Below are 18,667 nucleotides of genomic sequence, written 5' to 3' on the forward strand. Positions count from 1 at the left end.
GATGCCGGCGCCTCACTGACGAATTAGAGGATTAAAGTGGCTCGTAAGACTCCCATCGAGCGTTACCGCAATATCGGTATCTCGGCTCACATTGACGCGGGTAAAACCACCACCACCGAGCGCATCCTGTTCTACACCGGTGTGAACCACAAGATCGGTGAAGTGCACGATGGCGCCGCCACGATGGACTGGATGGAGCAGGAACAGGAGCGTGGCATCACGATCACCTCGGCTGCGACCACCGCCTTCTGGAAGGGCATGGCCGGCAACTACCCCGAGCACCGCTTCAACATCATCGACACCCCGGGCCACGTGGACTTCACCATCGAGGTGGAGCGTTCCATGCGCGTGCTGGACGGCGCCTGCATGGTGTACTGCGCCGTGGGCGGCGTGCAGCCGCAGTCCGAAACCGTCTGGCGTCAGGCCAACAAGTACGGCGTGCCGCGTCTGGCGTTCGTCAACAAGATGGACCGTACCGGCGCCAACTTCTTCAAGGTCTACGAGCAGCTGAAGACCCGCCTGAAGGCCAACCCGGTGCCCGTGGTGGTGCCGATCGGCGCTGAAGACGGCTTCCAGGGCGTGATCGACCTGCTGGAAATGAAGGCGATCATCTGGGACGAAGCCAGCCAGGGCGTGAAGTTCGAATACAAGGACATCCCGGCCGAGCTGCAGGCGACCGCTGACGAATGGCGCGAGAAGATGGTCGAGTCCGCCGCCGAAGCCAGCGAAGAGCTGATGGAAAAGTACCTGGGCGGCGAAGAGCTGACCCGCGAAGAGATCGTCAAGGCGCTGCGTGACCGTACCATCGCCTGCGAAATCCAGCCGATGCTGTGCGGCACCGCGTTCAAGAACAAGGGCGTGCAGCGCATGCTCGACGCCGTGATCGACTTCCTGCCGTCGCCGGTCGATATTCCGCCGGTCAAGGGCGTGGACGAAAGCGACGACGAGAAGAAGCTCGAGCGCAAGGCCGACGACAACGAGAAGTTCTCGGCGCTGGCGTTCAAGATCATGACCGACCCGTTCGTTGGCCAGCTGATCTTCTTCCGCGTCTACTCGGGCAAGATCAATTCGGGCGACACCGTGTACAACCCGGTGAAGCAGAAGAAGGAGCGTCTGGGCCGTATTCTGCAGATGCACGCCAACCAGCGCGAAGAAATCAAGGAAGTGCTGGCTGGCGACATCGCCGCCGCGGTGGGCCTGAAGGATGCCACCACCGGCGACACGCTGTGCGATCCGTCGGCACCGATCGTGCTCGAGCGCATGGTGTTCCCGGAGCCGGTGATCTCGCAGGCGGTCGAGCCGAAGACCAAGGCCGACCAGGAAAAGATGGGCATCGCCCTGAACCGCCTGGCCGCCGAAGATCCGTCGTTCCGCGTGCGTACCGATGAAGAATCGGGCCAGACCATCATTTCGGGCATGGGCGAGCTCCACCTCGAAATCCTGGTCGACCGCATGAAGCGCGAATTCGGCGTGGAAGCCAACATCGGCGCGCCGCAGGTGGCCTACCGCGAAACCATCCGCAAGAAGGCCGAGGACGTCGAAGGCAAGTTCGTCAAGCAGTCGGGCGGCCGCGGCCAGTACGGCCACGCCGTGATCACGCTGGAACCGCAGGAGCCGGGCAAGGGCTTCGAGTTCATCGACGCCATCAAGGGCGGTGTGATTCCTCGCGAATACATCCCCGCTGTCGAGAAGGGCATCGTCGACACGCTGCAGTCGGGTGTCCTGGCGGGCTTCCCGGTGGTGGACGTGAAGGTCACGCTGACGTTCGGTTCGTATCACGACGTGGACTCGAACGAAAACGCGTTCCGCATGGCCGGCTCGATGGCTTTCAAGGAAGCCATGCGCAAGGCCAGCCCGGTTCTGCTCGAGCCGATGATGGCCGTGGAAGTGGAAACGCCGGAAGACTACACCGGTACCGTGATGGGCGACCTGTCGTCCCGCCGCGGCATCGTGCAGGGCATGGACGACATGGTGGGCGGCGGCAAGATCATCAAGGCCGAAGTCCCGCTGTCGGAAATGTTCGGTTATTCGACCGCGCTGCGCTCGGCCACGCAAGGCCGCGCCACCTACACCATGGAATTCAAGCACTACGCCGAGGCGCCGAAGAACATCGCCGAAGCAGTGATGGCGACCAAGGGCAAGTAACCAAGCTGTATGCCGCCTCGCCCGCGAGGGCGCGGCGGCGTGATGAATCGACAAGACTGCAGTCCATTAGGAGCTGAAAAAAATGGCAAAGGAAAAGTTCGAGCGGACCAAGCCGCACGTGAACGTTGGTACGATTGGTCACGTTGACCACGGCAAGACGACGCTGACGGCGGCGATTGCGACGGTGCTGGCTTCGAAGTTCGGCGGTGCCGCGAAGAAGTACGACGAAATCGATGCGGCGCCGGAAGAGAAGGCACGCGGTATTACCATCAACACCGCGCACGTCGAGTACGAGACGGCCAACCGCCACTACGCGCACGTTGACTGCCCGGGCCACGCCGACTACGTCAAGAACATGATCACGGGCGCCGCGCAGATGGACGGCGCGATCCTGGTGTGCTCGGCCGCTGACGGCCCGATGCCGCAGACGCGCGAACACATCCTGCTGGCCCGTCAGGTGGGCGTGCCGTACATCATCGTGTTCCTGAACAAGTGCGACATGGTGGACGACGCCGAGCTGCTCGAGCTGGTGGAAATGGAAGTGCGCGAGCTGCTGTCGAAGTACGAGTTCCCCGGCGACGACACCCCGATCATCAAGGGTTCGGCCAAGCTGGCGCTCGAAGGCGACAAGGGCGACCTGGGCGAAGAGGCGATCATGCGCCTGGCCGAGGCGCTGGACACCTACATCCCGACGCCGGAGCGCGCCGTGGACGGCACGTTCCTGATGCCGGTCGAAGACGTGTTCTCGATCTCGGGCCGCGGTACCGTGGTGACCGGCCGTATCGAGCGTGGCGTGATCAAGGTCGGCGAGGAAATCGAAATCGTCGGTATCCGCCCGACGGTCAAGACCACCTGCACCGGCGTGGAAATGTTCCGCAAGCTGCTGGACCAGGGCCAGGCTGGCGACAACGTCGGTCTGCTGCTGCGCGGCACCAAGCGTGAAGACGTCGAGCGCGGCCAGGTGCTGTGCAAGCCGGGTTCGATCAAGCCGCACACGCACTTCACCGGCGAGGTGTACATCCTGTCGAAGGACGAAGGCGGCCGTCACACCCCGTTCTTCAACAACTACCGTCCGCAGTTCTATTTCCGTACGACCGACGTGACCGGCTCGATCGAGCTGCCGAAGGACAAGGAAATGGTCATGCCGGGCGACAACGTGTCGATCACCGTCAAGCTGATCGCCCCGATCGCGATGGAAGAGGGCCTGCGCTTCGCCATCCGTGAAGGCGGCCGCACCGTCGGCGCCGGCGTCGTCGCCAAGATCCTGGACTAAGCCAGGCTGTCGGGACGGGCGGCCTCCGCCCGTCCCTGCTATCACCGGGCCGGTGACGGCCCATCGCTCTTTTAAGGAAAAATCATGCAGAACCAGAAGATCCGTATCCGCCTGAAGGCTTTCGACTATCGCCTGATCGACCAGTCGGCCGCCGAAATCGTGGATACCGCCAAGCGCACCGGCGCGATCGTCAAGGGCCCGGTTCCCCTGCCGACCCGCATCGAGCGCTTCGACATCCTGCGTTCGCCGCACGTCAACAAGACCAGCCGCGATCAATTCGAGATCCGCACCCATCAGCGTCTGCTGGACATCGTCGACCCGTCGGAAAAGACCGTCGACGCGCTGATGAAGCTGGACCTGCCGGCTGGCGTGGACGTCGAGATCAAGGTGTAATCGATCCGACGAGACCGGCCGCGCCTGCGGCCGCTCTGCAGTGGAACGGCGAACGCGAGTTCGCCGTTTTCCTTTTTCGGTGTCGAAACGCCGAAATAGCGACGTATGAACCACGTTGCAACAGCAAATCCCCCGTTTGCTGAACGCCTTGCCAGATTGCAGTTGCCCTTTCCAGGGGGCTGCGATATAGTGTAAGGCTACCCATCCATCTATGGGTATTGGGCTGGCCGTTTTGGCCGCGCGCCGTCTCTTTTGCGCAAGCCCCCGACACCAGAAACACTCAACACGTTTCGTGTATCAATCAGCCCCGGCCAATCGCAGCCGGGAATGGAGCAAACCATGAGCCTTGGCCTTGTAGGTCGCAAGGTTGGCATGACCCGTATTTTCACGGACGACGGTGAAGCGATTCCCGTGACCGTGATCGAGGTCGGCGACAACCGCGTGACGCAAATCAAGACGGACGAGACCGACGGTTATACCGCGGTGCAAGTCACCTTCGGCGCCCGGCGCGCAAGCCGCGTCACCAAGCCGCTGGCGGGTCATCTCGCCAAAGCCGGCGTGGAAGCGGGCGAAGTCATCAAAGAATTCCGCGTGGATGCAGCCAAGGCTGCCGAGCTGCAAGCCGGCGGCACGCTGTCGGTCGACCTGTTCGCGGTCGGCCAGAAGATCGACGTGCAGGGCGTGACGATCGGTAAGGGCTACGCCGGTACCATCAAGCGCTACCACTTCGCGTCGGGCCGTGCCACCCACGGTAACTCGCGTTCGCACAACGTGCCGGGTTCGATCGGTATGGCGCAGGATCCGGGCCGTGTGTTCCCGGGCAAGCGCATGACCGGCCACCTCGGTGACGTCACGCGTACCGTCCAAAACCTGGTCATCGCCAAGATCGACGCAGAGCGCAAGCTGCTGCTGGTCAAGGGCGCGATCCCGGGTTCGAAGGGCGGCAAAGTCATCGTTACCCCGGCCGTCAAGGCCAAAGCTGCGGCTTAAGGAGCGGACACATGGAACTTAAGCTCCTCCAGGACAACGGTCAGATCGGTGCGGGCGTCGCTGCCTCGCCCGAAGTCTTCGGCCGCGATTACAACGAAGCTCTGGTTCACCAGATCGTCGTCGCTTACCAGGCCAACGCGCGTAGCGGCAACCGGAAGCAGAAGGACCGCGAAGAGGTCAAGCACACAACGAAGAAGCCGTGGCGTCAGAAGGGTACGGGCCGTGCTCGTGCCGGTATGTCCTCGTCGCCGCTGTGGCGCGGGGGCGGCCGTATCTTCCCGAACTCGCCGGAAGAGAACTTCAGCCAGAAGGTCAACAAGAAGATGTTCCGTGCCGGCATGCGCTCGATCTATTCGCAGCTGGCCCGGGAAGGTCGTATCAACGTGGTGGAGGGTTTCTCCGTCGACGCGCCCAAGACCAAGCTGCTGGCCGACAAGTTCAAGGCCATGGGTCTGGACTCGGTGCTGATCATCACCGACAACCTCGACGAAAACCTCTACCTGGCATCGCGCAACCTGCCGCACGTGGCGGTTGTCGAGCCGCGCCACGCCGATCCGCTGTCGCTCGTGCACTACAAGAAGGTGCTGGTGACCAAGGCGGCCGTCGCGCAGATCGAGGAGTTGCTCAAATGACGCAAGTAGCCAAGAACGATCATCGTTTGATGCAGGTGCTGCTCGCGCCGGTGGTTTCCGAAAAGGCAACCCTGGTCGCCGACAAGAACGAACAAGTGGTGTTCGAAGTCGCTCGCGACGCCAACAAGGCGGAAGTGAAGGCGGCGGTCGAACTGCTGTTCAAGGTCGAGGTGCAGTCCGTTCAGATCCTGAACCAGAAGGGCAAGCAAAAGCGTTTCGGTCGCTTCATGGGTCGTCGCAACCATGTGAAGAAGGCCTACGTGTCGCTGAAGCCGGGTCAGGAAATCAATTTTGAAGCGGAGGCCAAGTAATCATGGCACTCGTCAAGACCAAGCCGACTTCCCCGGGTCGTCGCTCGATGGTGAAGGTTGTCAACCGCAACCTGCACAAGGGCGATCCGTACGCGCCGCTGCTGGAAAAGCAATTCCAGAAGTCGGGCCGTAACAACAATGGCCACATCACCACCCGTCACAAGGGCGGTGGCCACAAGCATCACTACCGTGTGATCGACTTCAAGCGCAACGACAAGGACGGCATTCCCGCCAAGGTCGAGCGCCTGGAATACGATCCGAACCGCAGCGCCAACATCGCGCTGGTGCTGTTCGCCGACGGCGAGCGCCGCTACATCATCGCCACCAAGGGCATGGTTGCCGGCCAGCAGCTGATGAACGGCTCGGAAGCCCCGATCAAGGCTGGCAACAACCTGCCGATCCGCAACATCCCGGTCGGTACCACGATCAACAACGTGGAAATGCTGCCGGGCAAGGGCGCCCAGATCGCGCGTGCCGCCGGCGGTTCCGCCGTGCTGCTGGCTCGCGAAGGCGTCTACGCCCAGGTGCGCCTGCGCTCCGGTGAAGTGCGCCGCGTGCATATCGAATGCCGCGCCACCATCGGTGAAGTGGGCAACGAAGAGCACAGCCTGCGCGTGATCGGCAAGGCCGGCGCGACCCGCTGGCGCGGTATTCGCCCGACCGTCCGCGGCGTGGTGATGAACCCGATCGACCACCCGCACGGTGGTGGTGAAGGCCGTACCGCTGCTGGTCGCGATCCTGTGTCGCCGTGGGGCACCCCGACCAAGGGTTACCGCACCCGCAGCAACAAGCGCACTGCCAGCATGATCGTGCAGCGCCGCCACAAGCGTTAATCGGTAGGTAGGAGCTAAACACATGACTCGTTCTGCAAAAAAGGGTCCTTTCTGTGACGCCCACCTGCTGAAGAAGGTGGAAACGGCTGTCAGCGGCAAGGACAAGAAACCCATCAAGACGTGGTCGCGCCGCTCGACCATTCTGCCGGAGTTCATCGGCCTGACGATCGCCGTCCACAACGGCCGTCAACACGTGCCGGTGTACGTCACGGAAAACATGGTTGGCCACAAGCTCGGTGAATTTGCGCTGACGCGCACGTTCAAGGGCCACGCGGCTGACAAGAAAGCGAAGAGGTAAGGTGCCATCATGGAAGTGAAAGCGATTCATCGCGGTGCCCGCATCTCCGCCCAGAAGACGCGCCTGGTCGCTGACCAGATCCGTGGTCTGCCGATCGAGCGCGCGCTCAACATCCTGACGTTCAGCCCGAAAAAGGCTGCCGGGATCGTGAAGAAGGTGGTCGAATCGGCCATCGCCAACGCCGAGCACAATGAAGGCGCCGACATCGACGAGCTGAAGGTCAAATCGATCTACGTCGACAAGGCAACCTCGCTCAAGCGCTTCACCGCACGGGCAAAGGGCCGCGGCAACCGCATCGAGAAACAAACCTGTCACATCACTGTGACGCTCGGCAACTAAGGAGTCACGATGGGACAGAAGATTCATCCGACTGGCTTCCGTCTGGCCGTCAGCCGTAACTGGGCTTCGCGTTGGTACGCCAACAACACGAAGTTCGCCGGCATGCTGAAGGAAGACATCGAAGTTCGCGACTTTCTGAAGAAGAAGCTCAAGAACGCTTCGGTGGGCCGCGTCGTCATCGAGCGCCCCGCCCGCAATGCCCGTCTCACCATCTACAGCTCGCGTCCGGGCGTGGTGATCGGCAAGAAGGGCGAGGACATCGAACTGCTGAAGGCCGAGCTGCAGCGTCGCATGGGCGTGCCCGTGCACGTGAACATCGAGGAAATCCGCAAGCCGGAAACCGATGCCCAGCTGATCGCCGACTCGATCACCCAGCAGCTCGAGCGCCGCATCATGTTCCGCCGCGCGATGAAGCGTGCGATGCAGAACGCGATGCGCCTGGGCGCCCAGGGCATCAAGATCATGAGCTCGGGCCGTCTGAACGGTATCGAAATCGCACGTACCGAGTGGTACCGCGAGGGCCGCGTGCCCCTGCACACCCTGCGTGCCGACATCGACTACGGCTTCTCCGAAGCGGAAACCACCTACGGCATCATCGGTGTCAAGGTGTGGGTCTACAAGGGTGATCACCTCGGCCGCAACGACGCGCCGGTGGTGGAAGAGCCGCAAGACGAACGTCGTCGTCGCCCGGGTCGTCCGGACGGTCGCCGTCGTGACGGTGAAGGCCGTCCGGGTGGCAACCGCCGCGGTGGCGCAGGTGCCGGTCGCCGCGCTGCGCCTGGCGCAGACGCGAAGAGTGGAGAATAACGATGCTGCAACCGAAGCGCAGAAAATATCGCAAGGAGCAGAAAGGCCGCAACACGGGTAAGGCTACCCGTGGCAACGCCGTGTCTTTCGGCGAATTCGGCCTGAAGGCAATGGGCCGCGGGCGTCTGACGGCTCGTCAGATCGAGTCGGCACGTCGTGCGATGACCCGCCACATCAAGCGTGGCGGCCGCATCTGGATCCGGATCTTCCCGGACAAGCCGATCTCGAAGAAGCCTGCCGAAGTCCGTATGGGTAACGGCAAGGGCAATCCGGAGTACTACGTGGCTGAAATCCAGCCGGGCAAGATGCTGTACGAAATGGATGGCGTGAGCGAAGAGCTGGCGCGTGAGGCGTTCCGCCTCGCGGCCGCCAAGCTGCCGATCGCGACCAATTTCGTGGTGCGCCAGGTCGGGACGTAAGGAGAGCAGGAATGAAAGCATCCGAACTTCGCGGCAAGGACGCCGCAGGCCTGAACCAGGAGCTCTCCGAGCTCCTGAAGGCCCAATTTAGCCTGCGCATGCAAAAGGCCACCCAACAGCTGCAGAACACCAGCCAGCTGAAGAAGGTGCGCAAGGACATCGCGCGGGTGCATACCGTGCTGAACGAAAAGGCGAACTCGAAATGACTGAAACTGCAAAAACGGAATCGTCGCTTCGCCGTACGCTGGTCGGCCGCGTGGTAAGCGACAAGATGGACAAGACCGTGACGGTCCTGGTCGAAAACCGTGTCAAGCACCCGCTGTATGGCAAGTACGTGCTGCGCTCGAAGAAGTACAAGGCGCATGACGAAGCCAACCAGTACAAGGAAGGCGACAAGGTCGAGATCCAGGAAGGCCGTCCGATCTCGCGGACCAAGTCCTGGGTCGTTTCCCGGCTGGTCGAAGCAGCGCGCGTCATCTAAGAACCAACAGGTTCCAGGCTGACTTGCAGGTCCAGGATTATGTGCTATAATCCTGGACTTCCGCTTTATTGCGGCCGTCTCTTGTAACACCACCCGGGCGGTCCGTTAAAGCGAACCCCAGGCCTGGCGGCTCCTGACAGTCACACCGTTCAGACCGCCTGGCACACCGACTTCAAGTTGATCAACCCAAACGGTGACTGGCGCAATGCCGGTGGCCGACGGGACCAAGACTGACCGGCGGGCGTACCTTTTTCGTGGGCCCGGTGGATTAAGTTGGGAAGACAAACACCATGATTCAGACAGAAAGCCGGCTCGAAGTGGCCGATAACACGGGTGCGCGCGAAGTGCTGTGCATCAAAGTGCTGGGTGGGTCCAAGCGCCGCTATGCGAGCGTAGGCGACATCATCAAGGTGACCGTCAAGGACGCAGCGCCGCGCGGTCGCGTGAAGAAGGGCGACATCTACAACGCCGTCGTGGTCCGCACCGCCAAGGGCGTGCGCCGCGCGGACGGTTCGCTCGTCAAGTTCGACGGCAATGCCGCTGTCCTGCTGAACAACAAGCTCGAGCCGATCGGCACCCGTATCTTCGGGCCGGTGACTCGTGAACTCCGTACCGAGCGTTTCATGAAGATCGTGTCGCTCGCACCGGAAGTGCTGTAAGGAGCCGCCATGAACAAGATTCGCAAAGGCGACGAGGTCATCGTCCTGACCGGCAAGGACAAGGGCAAGCGCGGCAAGGTCCAGGCCGTGCTGGGCGACAAGGTCGCCGTCGAGGGCGTGAACGTCGCGAAGAAGCACGCACGTCCGAACCCGATGCTGGGCACGACCGGCGGCGTGATCGACAAGGTCATGCCCCTGCATATTTCCAACGTTGCGCTCGTGGATGCCAATGGCAAGCCGTCGCGCGTCGGCATCAAGCTGGTGGAAGGCAAGCGCGTGCGCGTGCTGAAGACCACCGGCGCCGTCGTCGCCGCTTGATTCTGGGCACGGATAGGAGTTGAGCATGGCAGCACGTCTGCAAGAGCAGTACAAAGAACAGGTCGTTCCGGCCCTGATGAAGAAGTTCGGCTACAAGTCGGTCATGGAGGTGCCCCGCATCACCAAGATCACGCTGAACATGGGTCTGGGCGAAGCCATCAATGACAAGAAGGTCATCGAGCTGGCAGTGGGCGACCTGACCAAGATCGCTGGTCAGAAGCCGGTCGTGACGAAGGCCCGCAAGGCCATCGCCGGCTTCAAGATTCGCCAGGGCTATCCCATCGGTGCGATGGTGACCCTGCGTGGCGAACGGATGTGGGAATTCCTGGACCGTTTCGTCACCGTGGCCCTGCCGCGCGTGCGCGATTTCCGTGGTGTGTCCGGCAAGTCGTTCGACGGCCGTGGCAACTACAACATCGGTGTGAAAGAGCAGATCATCTTCCCCGAAATCGAGTACGACAAGATCGACGCGCTGCGCGGTCTGAACATCAGCATCACGACGACGGCGAAGAATGACGAGGAAGCCAAGGAGCTCCTCGCGGCATTCAAGTTCCCGTTCCGCAATTAAGGGGTAACCGTGGCTAAATTGGCTCTGATTGAACGTGAGAAGAAGCGCGCCAAGCTCGTGGCGAAGTACGCCGAGAAGCGCGCTGCCCTCAAGGCCATCATCGACGACCAAGCGAAGTCGGAAGAAGAGCGTTACGAAGCGCGCCTGGAGCTGCAACAGCTGCCGCGCAACGCCAATCCGACCCGCCAGCGCAATCGCTGCGCGATCACCGGTCGTCCCCGCGGTACCTTCCGCAAGTTTGGCCTGGCGCGTAACAAGATCCGCGAGATCGCCTTCAAGGGCGAAATTCCGGGTCTGACGAAAGCCAGCTGGTAATTACGCACAGGCTACAGGAGAAACAGTATGAGCATGAGCGATCCTATCGCCGATATGCTGACGCGCATCCGCAACGCCCAGGGCGTGCAGAAGGCGTCGGTTGTCATGCCGTCGTCGAAGCTGAAAGTGGCGATCGCCAAGGTCCTGAAGGACGAAGGCTATATCGACGACTACGCTGTCGCCGAGGAAGGCGGCAAGGCACAACTGACCATCGGTCTGAAGTACTACGCCGGCCGTCCGGTGATCGAGCGCATCGAACGCGTGTCGAAGCCCGGTCTGCGCGTGTACAAGGGCCGCAGCGAAATCCCGCAAGTGATGAACGGCCTGGGCGTCGCGATCATCTCGACCCCCAAGGGTCTGATGACCGATCGCGCGGCACGTGCCACCGGCGTGGGCGGCGAAGTCATCTGCTACGTCGCGTAAGGAGTAACCATGTCCCGTGTAGGTAAGGCTCCCATCGCGCTGCCGAAAGGCGCGGAAGTGAATGTGGCGGCCGGCGTGCTCACCGTCAAGGGCCCGCTCGGTACGCTGTCCCAGCCGATTCACAAGCTGGTCAAGGCCAACGTCGAGAACGAGACGCTGACCTTCTCGCCGGCCGACGAATCGAGCGAAGCAAACGCTCTGCAGGGCACCATGCGTGCTCTGGCGGCCAATATGGTCAAGGGCGTGACCACCGGTTTCGAGCGCAAGCTGACCCTGGTTGGCGTGGGTTACCGCGCCCAGGTGCAAGGCGCTGCGCTGAAGCTCCAGCTTGGTTTCTCGCACGACGTGATCCATGAGATGCCGGAAGGCGTGAAGGCGGAAACGCCGACGCAGACCGAGATCATCATCAAGGGTGCGGACAAGCAGAAAGTCGGTCAGGTTGCCGCGGAAGTCCGCGCGTACCGTCCGCCCGAGCCCTACAAGGGCAAGGGTGTTCGCTACGCAGACGAGCGCGTCATCCTGAAGGAAACCAAGAAGAAGTAAGGGGTGCAGTGATGAACAAGAAAGACGCTCGTTTGCGCCGTGCACGTCAGACCCGCGCCAAGATTGCCGAGCTGAAGGTCAATCGTCTGACTGTGTTCCGTACGAATTCGCATATTTACGCTCAGGTCTACTCGCCGTGCGGCACCCAGGTGGTGGCGTCGGCTTCGACCGTCGAAGCAGAAGTGCGCAAGGAACTGACCGGCAGCGGTGCCACCACCGCTGCTGCCACCGTGATCGGCAAGCGCATCGCCGAGAAGGCGAAGGCCGCCGGCGTGGAAACCGTGGCGTTCGATCGCGCCGGCTTCCGCTTCCACGGTCGCGTGAAGGCCCTGGCTGACGCTGCCCGCGAAGCCGGCCTCAAGTTCTAAGCGCTTAAGAGAGATACGTCATGGCAAAGATGCAAGCAAAAGTCCAGCAGGACGAACGCGACGACGGCCTCCGCGAGAAGATGATCTCGGTCAACCGCGTCACCAAGGTGGTGAAGGGTGGCCGGATTCTCGGTTTCGCTGCGCTGACCGTGGTCGGTGACGGCGATGGCCGCATCGGCATGGGCAAGGGCAAGGCGAAGGAAGTGCCGGTGGCCGTGCAGAAGGCAATGGACGAAGCCCGTCGCAAGATGGTCAAGGTCCCGCTGAAGAACGGCACGCTGCAGCACGAAGTCGTTGGCAAGCACGGCGCCGCCAAGGTGCTGATGATGCCGGCCAAGGAAGGTACCGGCGTGATCGCCGGCGGCCCGATGCGCGCGATCTTCGAGGTGATGGGCGTGACCAACGTCGTCACCAAGTCGCACGGCTCGACCAACCCGTACAACATGGTTCGCGCCACGCTGGACGGTCTGCAGAAGATGAGCACGCCGGGCGAAATCGCCGCCAAGCGTGGCAAGTCTGTCGAAGACATCCTCGGTTAAGGCAGGTGAACGAAATGTCGCAGAAAACCGTAAAAGTGCAACTCGTGCGCAGCCTGATCGGCACGCGCGAGGATCATCGCGCCACCGTCCGTGGTCTTGGCCTGCGCCGCCTCAACTCGGTGTCGGAACTGCAGGATACGCCGGCCGTGCGCGGCATGATCAACAAGGTCTCGTACCTGGTGAAGGTCATCGGCTGAGCCTGGGCAAACGGAGAGCAATATGCAACTGAACAACCTGAAACCGGCCGCCGGTTCGAAGCACGCCAAGCGTCGCGTCGGCCGCGGTATCGGCTCCGGCCTGGGCAAGACCGCCGGTCGCGGTCATAAGGGTCAGAAGTCGCGTTCGGGCGGCTTCCACAAGGTGGGCTTCGAAGGCGGCCAGATGCCGCTGTACCGTCGTCTGCCGAAGCGCGGCTTCACGTCGCTGACCAAGGCGTTCACCGCCGAAGTCACGCTGCGTGATCTGGAGCGCCTGGAAGCGGCCGAAGTCGACCTGCTGGTTCTGAAGCAGGCTGGCCTGGTCAGCGACCTGGTCAAGAGCGCCAAGGTCATCAAGGCCGGCGAGCTGACCCGCAAGGTGACGATCAAGGGTCTGGGTGCCACCGCTGGCGCCAAGGCAGCGATCGAAGCCGCGGGCGGTCAGATCGCGGAGTAAGTAAGCAGATTTCGCAGCATAGGCGAGTCACAAGTCGGAGCATCGTTTGGCCACGGCGAAACCCAATGCAAGCGCACAGGCCAGGAACACGGCGAAGTACGGCGACCTCAAGCGCCGGCTGATGTTCCTGGTGCTGGCCCTGATCGTCTACCGCATCGGTGCGCATATTCCGGTGCCGGGGATCGATCCGGAGCAACTGGCGCAGCTGTTCCAGAGTCAGTCGGGTGGCATCCTCGGGATGTTCAACCTGTTCTCGGGAGGCGCGCTGTCGCGCTTCACCGTGTTCGCGCTCGGCATCATGCCGTACATCTCGGCGTCGATCATCATGCAGCTGCTGACGATCGTGCTGCCGCAGCTGGAATCGCTGAAGAAGGAAGGGCAGGCCGGACAGCGGAAGATCACCCAGTACACCCGCTACGGGACCGTGCTGCTGGCGACCTTCCAGGCGTTCTCGATCGCGGTCGCGCTCGAGTCGCAACCGGGCCTGGTGATCGACCCCGGCATGATGTTCCGCGCTACCGCGGTGATCACGCTGGTGACCGGCACGATGTTCCTGATGTGGCTGGGTGAGCAGATCACCGAGCGCGGACTGGGCAACGGCATCTCGATCATCATCTTCGGCGGTATCGCGGCGGGCTTGCCCAATGCGATCGGCGGGCTGTTCGAACTGGTTCGCACCGGCTCGATGAGCATCATCGCGGCGATCTTCATCGTGGCGATCGTGATCGCGGTGACGTTCGCGGTGGTGTTCGTCGAACGCGGCCAGCGCAAGATCCTGGTGAACTATGCCAAGCGTCAGGTCGGCAACAAGGTGTACGGCGGCCAGTCGTCGCACCTGCCGCTGAAGCTGAACATGGCAGGGGTGATTCCGCCGATCTTCGCATCGTCGATCATCCTGTTCCCGGCGACGATCGCGGGCTGGTTCACGTCGGATTCGACCGGCACCGTGGGCAGGTTCATCAAGGACCTGGCCGCGACGTTGTCGCCCGGCCAACCGGTGTACATCCTGCTCTATGCTGCGGCAATCGTGTTCTTCTGCTTCTTCTATACGGCGTTGGTTTACAACAGCCGGGAAGTGGCGGACAACCTGAAGAAAAGCGGTGCCTTCATTCCGGGCATCCGTCCTGGCGAGCAGACGACGCGCTATATCGACAAGATTCTGGTGCGACTGACGCTGGCTGGTGCGATCTACATCACACTGGTCTGCCTGTTGCCGGAATTCCTGGTGCTGCGCTGGAACGTGCCGTTCTATTTCGGCGGAACTTCGCTGCTGATCATCGTGGTCGTCACGATGGACTTCATGGCCCAGGTTCAGTCCTATGTCATGTCGCAGCAGTACGAGTCGTTGCTGAAGAAGGCCAATTTCAAAGGTAACCTGACTTTGCGCTGAGCCGGGTCAGGACAGGCTAGGTATGGCTAAAGACGACGTCATCCAGATGCAGGGTGAGGTAATCGAAAACCTGCCCAATGCGACCTTCAGGGTGAAGCTGGAAAATGGCCATGTCGTACTGGGCCATATCTCCGGGAAGATGCGGATGCACTACATCCGTATCCTGCCGGGGGACAAAGTTACGGTCGAATTGACGCCATACGATCTGTCACGCGCGCGCATCGTCTTCCGGACGAAGTGAGCCGAAACAGGAATTGAAGGAAGAGGAAAATCATGAAAGTGCTGGCTTCTGTTAAGCGCATTTGCCGCAACTGCAAAGTTATCAAGCGCAACGGTGTCGTGCGCGTGATCTGCTCGTCGGATCCCCGCCACAAGCAACGCCAAGGCTAATCGTAAAGAGGATTGACGAATGGCACGTATCGCAGGGGTTAACATCCCGAATCACAAGCATACCGAGATCGGCCTGACGGCGATTTACGGTATCGGCCGCTCGCGCGCTCGCAAGATTTGCGAGGCCACTGGCGTTCCTTTTGACAAGAAGGTCAAGGATCTGACCGACGCCGACCTGGAAAAGCTTCGTGACGAAGTGGGCAAGGTCACGGTCGAGGGTGACCTGCGTCGTGAAACCACGATGAACATCAAGCGTCTGATGGACCTTGGTTGCTATCGTGGCCTGCGTCACCGCCGCGGCCTGCCGCTGCGTGGCCAGCGCACCCGCACCAACGCCCGTACCCGCAAGGGTCCGCGTAAGGCCGGCGTGGCTCTGAAGAAGTAACGCCCAAGGCAGAGGAAGATAACTAATGGCAAAAGGTCCGAATAACGCCGCCCAGCGCGCGCGTAAGAAGGTCAAGAAGAACGTCGCCGACGGCATCGCGCACGTCCACGCCTCGTTCAACAACACGATCATCACGATCACCGACCGTCAGGGCAACGCCCTGTCGTGGGCGACCTCGGGTGGCCAGGGCTTCAAGGGTTCGCGCAAGTCGACCCCGTTCGCAGCCCAGGTTGCTGCCGAGAACGCCGGCCGCGTGGCGCAAGACCAGGGCATCAAGAACCTGGAAGTGCGCATCAAGGGCCCGGGTCCGGGTCGTGAGTCGGCCGTGCGTGCGCTGAACGCACTGGGCATCAAGATCGCGGTGATCGAAGATGTCACGCCGGTGCCGCACAACGGCTGCCGTCCGCCGAAGCGCCGCCGTATCTAAGCGCCAGGCATTGCCGGACCCGCGCCGGATTTTCCGGGCGCGGGTTCTGTCGTTCTTGTTGTGATAGAATGCCGCGTTTTGTCGGCGAGGCATCCGCGTCAGCGGCTGCTGCCGGACAGATCGTCGGAATTCAGTGCGAATTCATCGTGTGGCGCGCAGCCGGCCGGCCGCGCGCGTTGGATAAGCCCACCGTTCGCCGTCGCCGCCCTCCGGGCGGATGCAGCAGGCGGACTCGCGGCGCGTCGATCCTGGCGCCGCGATCGAATCAGTAAGGAAGATAAAGTGGCACGTTATACCGGCCCGAAGGCCAAACTTTCCCGCCGTGAAGGCACCGACCTGTTCCTGAAGAGCGCGCGCCGCTCGCTCGCCGACAAGTGCAAGCTGGACAGCAAGCCGGGCCAGCATGGCCGTACCTCGGGCGCCCGTACCTCCGACTACGGCACCCAGCTGCGTGAAAAGCAGAAGGTCAAGCGCATCTACGGCGTGCTCGAGCGCCAGTTCCGCCGCTACTTTGCCGAGGCCGACCGCCGCAAGGGCAATACCGGCGAGAACCTGCTCCAGCTGCTGGAAACGCGCCTGGACAACGTCGTGTACCGGATGGGCTTCGGCTCGACCCGCGCCGAAGCGCGCCAGCTGGTGTCGCACAAGGCGATCCTGGTCAACGGCCAGACCCTGAACGTGCCGTCGGCGCAGATCAAGGTGGGTGACGTCGTGTCGATCCGCGAGCAGTCGAAGAAGCAGGCTCGCATCGCCGAGTCGCTGTCGCTGGCCGAGCAGTCGGGCTTCCCGAGCTGGGTGGCCGTCGATCCGAAGAAGTTCGAAGGCACGTTCAAGCAAGTGCCGGATCGCGCCGATATCTCGGGCGACATCAACGAGAGCCTGATCGTCGAATTGTATTCGCGTTAATCGCCCGGACCCGTTCGCCTACAACGGCCGCGGCTTGCGATTTCTCGTCGAGCTCCATCTTCAGCCCGGCGCGCTTCGGCGCGCCGGGCTTATTGCCCATCGTACGATGGGTTTTTTCGGGTTCCAAAACTCAGCCTTATCGGTGTAACGAGCCGAGGGTATTGAAAAGGACAACCTAATGCAAACAGCACTCCTCAAGCCAAAAATCATCGCCGTCGAGCCGCTGGGCGATCATCACGCCAAAGTCGTGATGGAGCCGTTCGAGCGCGGCTACGGCCATACGCTCGGTAACGCCCTGCGTCGCGTGCTGCTGTCGTCGATGGTCGGCTATGCCCCGACCGAAGTGACGATCGCTGGGGTGGTCCACGAATATTCCACCATCGACGGCGTGCAGGAAGACGTCGTCAACCTGCTGCTGAACCTGAAGGGCGTCGTCTTCAAGCTGCACAACCGCGACGAAGTCACGGTGTCGCTGCGCAAGGAAGGCGAAGGCGTGGTGACGGCCGCCGATATCGAGCTGCCGCACGATGTCGAGATCATCAACCCCGGCCACGTGATCGCCCATCTGTCGGCCGGCGGCAAGCTGGACATGCAGATCAAGGTCGAACAGGGCCGCGGCTATGTGCCGGGCAACGTTCGCAAGTTCGGCGACGAGTCGAGCAAGGTGATCGGCCGCATCGTGCTGGACGCCTCGTTCTCGCCGGTGCGCCGCGTCTCGTACGCGGTCGAGTCGGCCCGTGTCGAGCAGCGTACCGACCTGGACAAGCTGGTGATGAACATCGAAACCGACGGCGTGATCTCGCCCGAGGAAGCGATCCGTCAATCGGCGCGTATCCTGGTCGATCAGCTGTCCGTGTTCGCCGCGCTGGAAGGCACCGAGTCGTCGGCGGAAGCCGCTTCGAGCCGCGCGCCGCAGATCGATCCGATCCTGCTGCGTCCGGTCGACGATCTGGAGCTGACGGTGCGCTCGGCCAACTGCCTGAAGGCCGAGAACATCTACTACATCGGCGACCTGATCCAGCGTACCGAGAACGAACTGCTGAAGACCCCGAACCTGGGTCGCAAGTCGCTCAACGAAATCAAGGAAGTCCTCGCTTCGCGTGGCCTGACGCTCGGCATGAAGCTCGAGAACTGGCCGCCCGCTGGCCTGGAGAAGTAATCTGCGCGGCGGGCGCCAGCCGGCGTCCGCCGCCAGTCCCTGCCGTATTGGCCAGCGATGGCCAGGCGGCGCAAACCGACTACCGGCCCGCGCCGGCGCGCTCCCGAAGGAATGCGCTGGCGATAGAAGAGCTGGTCAAACACTGATCTAGAAAGGAATCATCATGCGTCACCGTCATGGTTTGCGGAAACTGAACCGCACCTCGTCGCACCGTCTCGCGATGCTGCGCAACATGTCCAACTCGCTGTTCCAGCACGAGCTGATCAAGACCACGCTGCCGAAGGCCAAGGAACTGCGCAAGGTCGTCGAGCCGCTGATCACGCTGGCCAAGAAGGACACCGTTGCCAACCGCCGTCTGGCTTTCGCCCGCCTGCGCGACCGCGACATGGTCACCAAGCTGTTCAACGAACTGGGCCCGCGCTACGCCACCCGTCCGGGCGGCTACACCCGCATCCTGAAGTTCGGCTTCCGTCAGGGCGACAACGCGCCGATGGCGCTGGTCGAGCTGGTCGATCGTCCCGAAGTGACCGAGGCCCCGGCCGAGGAAGCTGCGGAGTAAGACCTTCGCCCCTTCGCCGATCCGGCCGCCGATTTGTCGCGGCGGGCGCCACCGGCGCTGCGGATGGGCGAACCGCTTACAATCGAGCCAGGCAATCGCCTGGCTCTTTTGTTTTTGGGCCACCGCTTTTGAGTCGGCGTCAT

31 protein-coding genes are annotated in these 18,667 nt (G+C 62.2%); all 31 read left to right on the forward strand.

Translation table 11 applies throughout. From position 1 onward, the window contains the following. Positions 1 to 36 precede the first annotated feature (36 nt). The 31 genes from fusA (at position 37) to rplQ (ending at position 18,524) form a co-directional block, all read left to right on the forward strand. Positions 37 to 2,145 carry an elongation factor G gene (gene fusA, locus FOB47_RS00700; protein WP_053822681.1) on the forward strand — a complete coding sequence of 703 codons (2,109 nt, stop codon included), beginning with the start codon at positions 37 to 39 and terminating at the stop codon, positions 2,143 to 2,145. 82 nt (positions 2,146 to 2,227) lie between these two features. After that, on the forward strand, positions 2,228 to 3,418 hold the full coding sequence (gene tuf, locus FOB47_RS00705) for an elongation factor Tu (RefSeq protein ID WP_053822680.1): 1,191 nt from the start codon (positions 2,228 to 2,230) through the stop codon (positions 3,416 to 3,418). Positions 3,419 to 3,502: 84 nt separating this feature from the next. Next, on the forward strand, positions 3,503 to 3,811 hold the full coding sequence (rpsJ, locus tag FOB47_RS00710) for a 30S ribosomal protein S10 (RefSeq protein ID WP_006576248.1): 309 nt from the start codon (positions 3,503 to 3,505) through the stop codon (positions 3,809 to 3,811). A 339-nt stretch (positions 3,812 to 4,150) separates the two neighbouring features. After that, entirely contained in the window at positions 4,151 to 4,801 is a 651-nt protein-coding gene (rplC, locus tag FOB47_RS00715; RefSeq protein ID WP_006576247.1) for a 50S ribosomal protein L3, read from the forward strand. Between the two features lie 11 nt (positions 4,802 to 4,812). Continuing rightward, complete coding sequence (rplD, locus tag FOB47_RS00720) at positions 4,813 to 5,433, forward strand: 50S ribosomal protein L4 (RefSeq protein WP_053822679.1); 621 nt, start codon at positions 4,813 to 4,815, stop codon at positions 5,431 to 5,433. Next, positions 5,430 to 5,744 (forward strand): 50S ribosomal protein L23, encoded by a 315-nt coding sequence (gene rplW, locus FOB47_RS00725; protein ID WP_006576245.1) that lies wholly within the window; start codon positions 5,430 to 5,432, stop codon positions 5,742 to 5,744. The genes rplD and rplW overlap by 4 nt, the downstream gene beginning before the upstream one ends. A gap of 2 nt (positions 5,745 to 5,746) precedes the next feature. Beyond that, positions 5,747 to 6,577, forward strand: coding sequence for a 50S ribosomal protein L2 (gene rplB, locus FOB47_RS00730; protein ID WP_023264852.1), 831 nt, complete (start codon positions 5,747 to 5,749; stop codon positions 6,575 to 6,577). 22 nt (positions 6,578 to 6,599) lie between these two features. Next, positions 6,600 to 6,875, forward strand: a complete 276-nt coding sequence (gene rpsS / locus FOB47_RS00735; protein WP_006576244.1) for a 30S ribosomal protein S19 — start codon at positions 6,600 to 6,602, stop codon at positions 6,873 to 6,875. 9 nt (positions 6,876 to 6,884) lie between these two features. Continuing rightward, complete coding sequence (gene rplV, locus FOB47_RS00740; RefSeq protein WP_006576243.1) at positions 6,885 to 7,214, forward strand: 50S ribosomal protein L22; 330 nt, start codon at positions 6,885 to 6,887, stop codon at positions 7,212 to 7,214. A gap of 9 nt (positions 7,215 to 7,223) precedes the next feature. Next, entirely contained in the window at positions 7,224 to 8,021 is a 798-nt protein-coding gene (gene rpsC / locus FOB47_RS00745; RefSeq protein WP_023264853.1) for a 30S ribosomal protein S3, read from the forward strand. A gap of 2 nt (positions 8,022 to 8,023) precedes the next feature. Next, complete coding sequence (gene rplP / locus FOB47_RS00750; RefSeq protein WP_006576240.1) at positions 8,024 to 8,440, forward strand: 50S ribosomal protein L16; 417 nt, start codon at positions 8,024 to 8,026, stop codon at positions 8,438 to 8,440. Positions 8,441 to 8,451: 11 nt separating this feature from the next. After that, a complete protein-coding gene (rpmC, locus tag FOB47_RS00755; RefSeq protein WP_006576239.1) occupies positions 8,452 to 8,646 on the forward strand; it encodes a 50S ribosomal protein L29 in 195 nt (64 codons plus the stop codon). Beyond that, a complete protein-coding gene (rpsQ, locus tag FOB47_RS00760; RefSeq protein ID WP_006576238.1) occupies positions 8,643 to 8,921 on the forward strand; it encodes a 30S ribosomal protein S17 in 279 nt (92 codons plus the stop codon). The genes rpmC and rpsQ overlap by 4 nt, the downstream gene beginning before the upstream one ends. 290 nt (positions 8,922 to 9,211) lie before the next feature. Beyond that, entirely contained in the window at positions 9,212 to 9,580 is a 369-nt protein-coding gene (gene rplN, locus FOB47_RS00765) for a 50S ribosomal protein L14 (RefSeq protein WP_006576237.1), read from the forward strand. Positions 9,581 to 9,589: 9 nt separating this feature from the next. Then, positions 9,590 to 9,898, forward strand: coding sequence for a 50S ribosomal protein L24 (gene rplX / locus FOB47_RS00770; RefSeq protein ID WP_006576236.1), 309 nt, complete (start codon positions 9,590 to 9,592; stop codon positions 9,896 to 9,898). A gap of 25 nt (positions 9,899 to 9,923) precedes the next feature. Further along, positions 9,924 to 10,466, forward strand: a complete 543-nt coding sequence (gene rplE, locus FOB47_RS00775) for a 50S ribosomal protein L5 (RefSeq protein WP_006576235.1) — start codon at positions 9,924 to 9,926, stop codon at positions 10,464 to 10,466. 9 nt (positions 10,467 to 10,475) lie between these two features. After that, a complete protein-coding gene (gene rpsN, locus FOB47_RS00780; protein ID WP_053822678.1) occupies positions 10,476 to 10,781 on the forward strand; it encodes a 30S ribosomal protein S14 in 306 nt (101 codons plus the stop codon). 27 nt (positions 10,782 to 10,808) lie between these two features. Then, positions 10,809 to 11,204 carry a 30S ribosomal protein S8 gene (gene rpsH, locus FOB47_RS00785; protein ID WP_006576233.1) on the forward strand — a complete coding sequence of 132 codons (396 nt, stop codon included), beginning with the start codon at positions 10,809 to 10,811 and terminating at the stop codon, positions 11,202 to 11,204. Between the two features lie 9 nt (positions 11,205 to 11,213). After that, positions 11,214 to 11,747, forward strand: coding sequence for a 50S ribosomal protein L6 (rplF, locus tag FOB47_RS00790; protein ID WP_053822677.1), 534 nt, complete (start codon positions 11,214 to 11,216; stop codon positions 11,745 to 11,747). Between the two features lie 11 nt (positions 11,748 to 11,758). Continuing rightward, complete coding sequence (gene rplR, locus FOB47_RS00795; protein WP_053822676.1) at positions 11,759 to 12,115, forward strand: 50S ribosomal protein L18; 357 nt, start codon at positions 11,759 to 11,761, stop codon at positions 12,113 to 12,115. A 20-nt stretch (positions 12,116 to 12,135) separates the two neighbouring features. Beyond that, on the forward strand, positions 12,136 to 12,654 hold the full coding sequence (gene rpsE, locus FOB47_RS00800) for a 30S ribosomal protein S5 (protein ID WP_006576230.1): 519 nt from the start codon (positions 12,136 to 12,138) through the stop codon (positions 12,652 to 12,654). Between the two features lie 14 nt (positions 12,655 to 12,668). Beyond that, entirely contained in the window at positions 12,669 to 12,851 is a 183-nt protein-coding gene (rpmD, locus tag FOB47_RS00805) for a 50S ribosomal protein L30 (protein WP_006576229.1), read from the forward strand. Positions 12,852 to 12,873: 22 nt separating this feature from the next. Further along, positions 12,874 to 13,308 (forward strand): 50S ribosomal protein L15, encoded by a 435-nt coding sequence (gene rplO, locus FOB47_RS00810; protein WP_006576228.1) that lies wholly within the window; start codon positions 12,874 to 12,876, stop codon positions 13,306 to 13,308. A 46-nt stretch (positions 13,309 to 13,354) separates the two neighbouring features. After that, positions 13,355 to 14,698: a preprotein translocase subunit SecY gene (gene secY, locus FOB47_RS00815; RefSeq protein WP_023264856.1), complete on the forward strand. Its 1,344-nt coding sequence runs from the start codon at positions 13,355 to 13,357 to the stop codon at positions 14,696 to 14,698. A gap of 22 nt (positions 14,699 to 14,720) precedes the next feature. Next, positions 14,721 to 14,939, forward strand: a complete 219-nt coding sequence (gene infA / locus FOB47_RS00820) for a translation initiation factor IF-1 (RefSeq protein ID WP_006577442.1) — start codon at positions 14,721 to 14,723, stop codon at positions 14,937 to 14,939. Positions 14,940 to 14,971: 32 nt separating this feature from the next. Next, a complete protein-coding gene (gene rpmJ / locus FOB47_RS00825; protein ID WP_006160433.1) occupies positions 14,972 to 15,088 on the forward strand; it encodes a 50S ribosomal protein L36 in 117 nt (38 codons plus the stop codon). 19 nt (positions 15,089 to 15,107) lie between these two features. Then, positions 15,108 to 15,473, forward strand: a complete 366-nt coding sequence (rpsM, locus tag FOB47_RS00830) for a 30S ribosomal protein S13 (protein WP_006577443.1) — start codon at positions 15,108 to 15,110, stop codon at positions 15,471 to 15,473. A 25-nt stretch (positions 15,474 to 15,498) separates the two neighbouring features. Beyond that, positions 15,499 to 15,900 (forward strand): 30S ribosomal protein S11, encoded by a 402-nt coding sequence (gene rpsK / locus FOB47_RS00835; protein ID WP_023264857.1) that lies wholly within the window; start codon positions 15,499 to 15,501, stop codon positions 15,898 to 15,900. Between the two features lie 282 nt (positions 15,901 to 16,182). Beyond that, on the forward strand, positions 16,183 to 16,806 hold the full coding sequence (rpsD, locus tag FOB47_RS00840) for a 30S ribosomal protein S4 (protein WP_053822675.1): 624 nt from the start codon (positions 16,183 to 16,185) through the stop codon (positions 16,804 to 16,806). 178 nt (positions 16,807 to 16,984) lie between these two features. Then, a complete protein-coding gene (locus FOB47_RS00845) occupies positions 16,985 to 17,965 on the forward strand; it encodes a DNA-directed RNA polymerase subunit alpha (RefSeq protein WP_006577445.1) in 981 nt (326 codons plus the stop codon). A 163-nt stretch (positions 17,966 to 18,128) separates the two neighbouring features. Beyond that, a complete protein-coding gene (gene rplQ / locus FOB47_RS00850; protein ID WP_006577446.1) occupies positions 18,129 to 18,524 on the forward strand; it encodes a 50S ribosomal protein L17 in 396 nt (131 codons plus the stop codon). The last annotated feature ends 143 nt before the right edge of the window (positions 18,525 to 18,667 follow it).

Origin of the sequence: Cupriavidus gilardii, assembly GCF_013347325.1 — a bacterium.
GTDB lineage: Bacteria > Pseudomonadota > Gammaproteobacteria > Burkholderiales > Burkholderiaceae > Cupriavidus > Cupriavidus gilardii.

What these genes read in the sequence shown, in the direction of transcription:
- tuf (WP_053822680.1), top strand. Translation starts at nt 2,228, where the DNA reads ATGGCAAAGGAAAAGTTCGAGCGGACCAAGCCGCACGTGAACGTTGGT.
- rpsJ (WP_006576248.1), top strand. Translation starts at nt 3,503, where the DNA reads ATGCAGAACCAGAAGATCCGTATCCGCCTGAAGGCTTTCGACTATCGC.
- rplC (WP_006576247.1), top strand. Translation starts at nt 4,151, where the DNA reads ATGAGCCTTGGCCTTGTAGGTCGCAAGGTTGGCATGACCCGTATTTTC.
- rplD (WP_053822679.1), top strand. Translation starts at nt 4,813, where the DNA reads ATGGAACTTAAGCTCCTCCAGGACAACGGTCAGATCGGTGCGGGCGTC.
- rplW (WP_006576245.1), top strand. Translation starts at nt 5,430, where the DNA reads ATGACGCAAGTAGCCAAGAACGATCATCGTTTGATGCAGGTGCTGCTC.
- rplB (WP_023264852.1), top strand. Translation starts at nt 5,747, where the DNA reads ATGGCACTCGTCAAGACCAAGCCGACTTCCCCGGGTCGTCGCTCGATG.
- rpsS (WP_006576244.1), top strand. Translation starts at nt 6,600, where the DNA reads ATGACTCGTTCTGCAAAAAAGGGTCCTTTCTGTGACGCCCACCTGCTG.
- rplV (WP_006576243.1), top strand. Translation starts at nt 6,885, where the DNA reads ATGGAAGTGAAAGCGATTCATCGCGGTGCCCGCATCTCCGCCCAGAAG.
- rpsC (WP_023264853.1), top strand. Translation starts at nt 7,224, where the DNA reads ATGGGACAGAAGATTCATCCGACTGGCTTCCGTCTGGCCGTCAGCCGT.
- rplP (WP_006576240.1), top strand. Translation starts at nt 8,024, where the DNA reads ATGCTGCAACCGAAGCGCAGAAAATATCGCAAGGAGCAGAAAGGCCGC.
- rpmC (WP_006576239.1), top strand. Translation starts at nt 8,452, where the DNA reads ATGAAAGCATCCGAACTTCGCGGCAAGGACGCCGCAGGCCTGAACCAG.
- rpsQ (WP_006576238.1), top strand. Translation starts at nt 8,643, where the DNA reads ATGACTGAAACTGCAAAAACGGAATCGTCGCTTCGCCGTACGCTGGTC.
- rplN (WP_006576237.1), top strand. Translation starts at nt 9,212, where the DNA reads ATGATTCAGACAGAAAGCCGGCTCGAAGTGGCCGATAACACGGGTGCG.
- rplX (WP_006576236.1), top strand. Translation starts at nt 9,590, where the DNA reads ATGAACAAGATTCGCAAAGGCGACGAGGTCATCGTCCTGACCGGCAAG.
- rplE (WP_006576235.1), top strand. Translation starts at nt 9,924, where the DNA reads ATGGCAGCACGTCTGCAAGAGCAGTACAAAGAACAGGTCGTTCCGGCC.
- rpsH (WP_006576233.1), top strand. Translation starts at nt 10,809, where the DNA reads ATGAGCATGAGCGATCCTATCGCCGATATGCTGACGCGCATCCGCAAC.
- rplF (WP_053822677.1), top strand. Translation starts at nt 11,214, where the DNA reads ATGTCCCGTGTAGGTAAGGCTCCCATCGCGCTGCCGAAAGGCGCGGAA.
- rplR (WP_053822676.1), top strand. Translation starts at nt 11,759, where the DNA reads ATGAACAAGAAAGACGCTCGTTTGCGCCGTGCACGTCAGACCCGCGCC.
- rpsE (WP_006576230.1), top strand. Translation starts at nt 12,136, where the DNA reads ATGGCAAAGATGCAAGCAAAAGTCCAGCAGGACGAACGCGACGACGGC.
- rpmD (WP_006576229.1), top strand. Translation starts at nt 12,669, where the DNA reads ATGTCGCAGAAAACCGTAAAAGTGCAACTCGTGCGCAGCCTGATCGGC.
- rplO (WP_006576228.1), top strand. Translation starts at nt 12,874, where the DNA reads ATGCAACTGAACAACCTGAAACCGGCCGCCGGTTCGAAGCACGCCAAG.
- infA (WP_006577442.1), top strand. Translation starts at nt 14,721, where the DNA reads ATGGCTAAAGACGACGTCATCCAGATGCAGGGTGAGGTAATCGAAAAC.
- rpmJ (WP_006160433.1), top strand. Translation starts at nt 14,972, where the DNA reads ATGAAAGTGCTGGCTTCTGTTAAGCGCATTTGCCGCAACTGCAAAGTT.
- rpsM (WP_006577443.1), top strand. Translation starts at nt 15,108, where the DNA reads ATGGCACGTATCGCAGGGGTTAACATCCCGAATCACAAGCATACCGAG.
- rpsK (WP_023264857.1), top strand. Translation starts at nt 15,499, where the DNA reads ATGGCAAAAGGTCCGAATAACGCCGCCCAGCGCGCGCGTAAGAAGGTC.
- FOB47_RS00845 (WP_006577445.1), top strand. Translation starts at nt 16,985, where the DNA reads ATGCAAACAGCACTCCTCAAGCCAAAAATCATCGCCGTCGAGCCGCTG.
- rplQ (WP_006577446.1), top strand. Translation starts at nt 18,129, where the DNA reads ATGCGTCACCGTCATGGTTTGCGGAAACTGAACCGCACCTCGTCGCAC.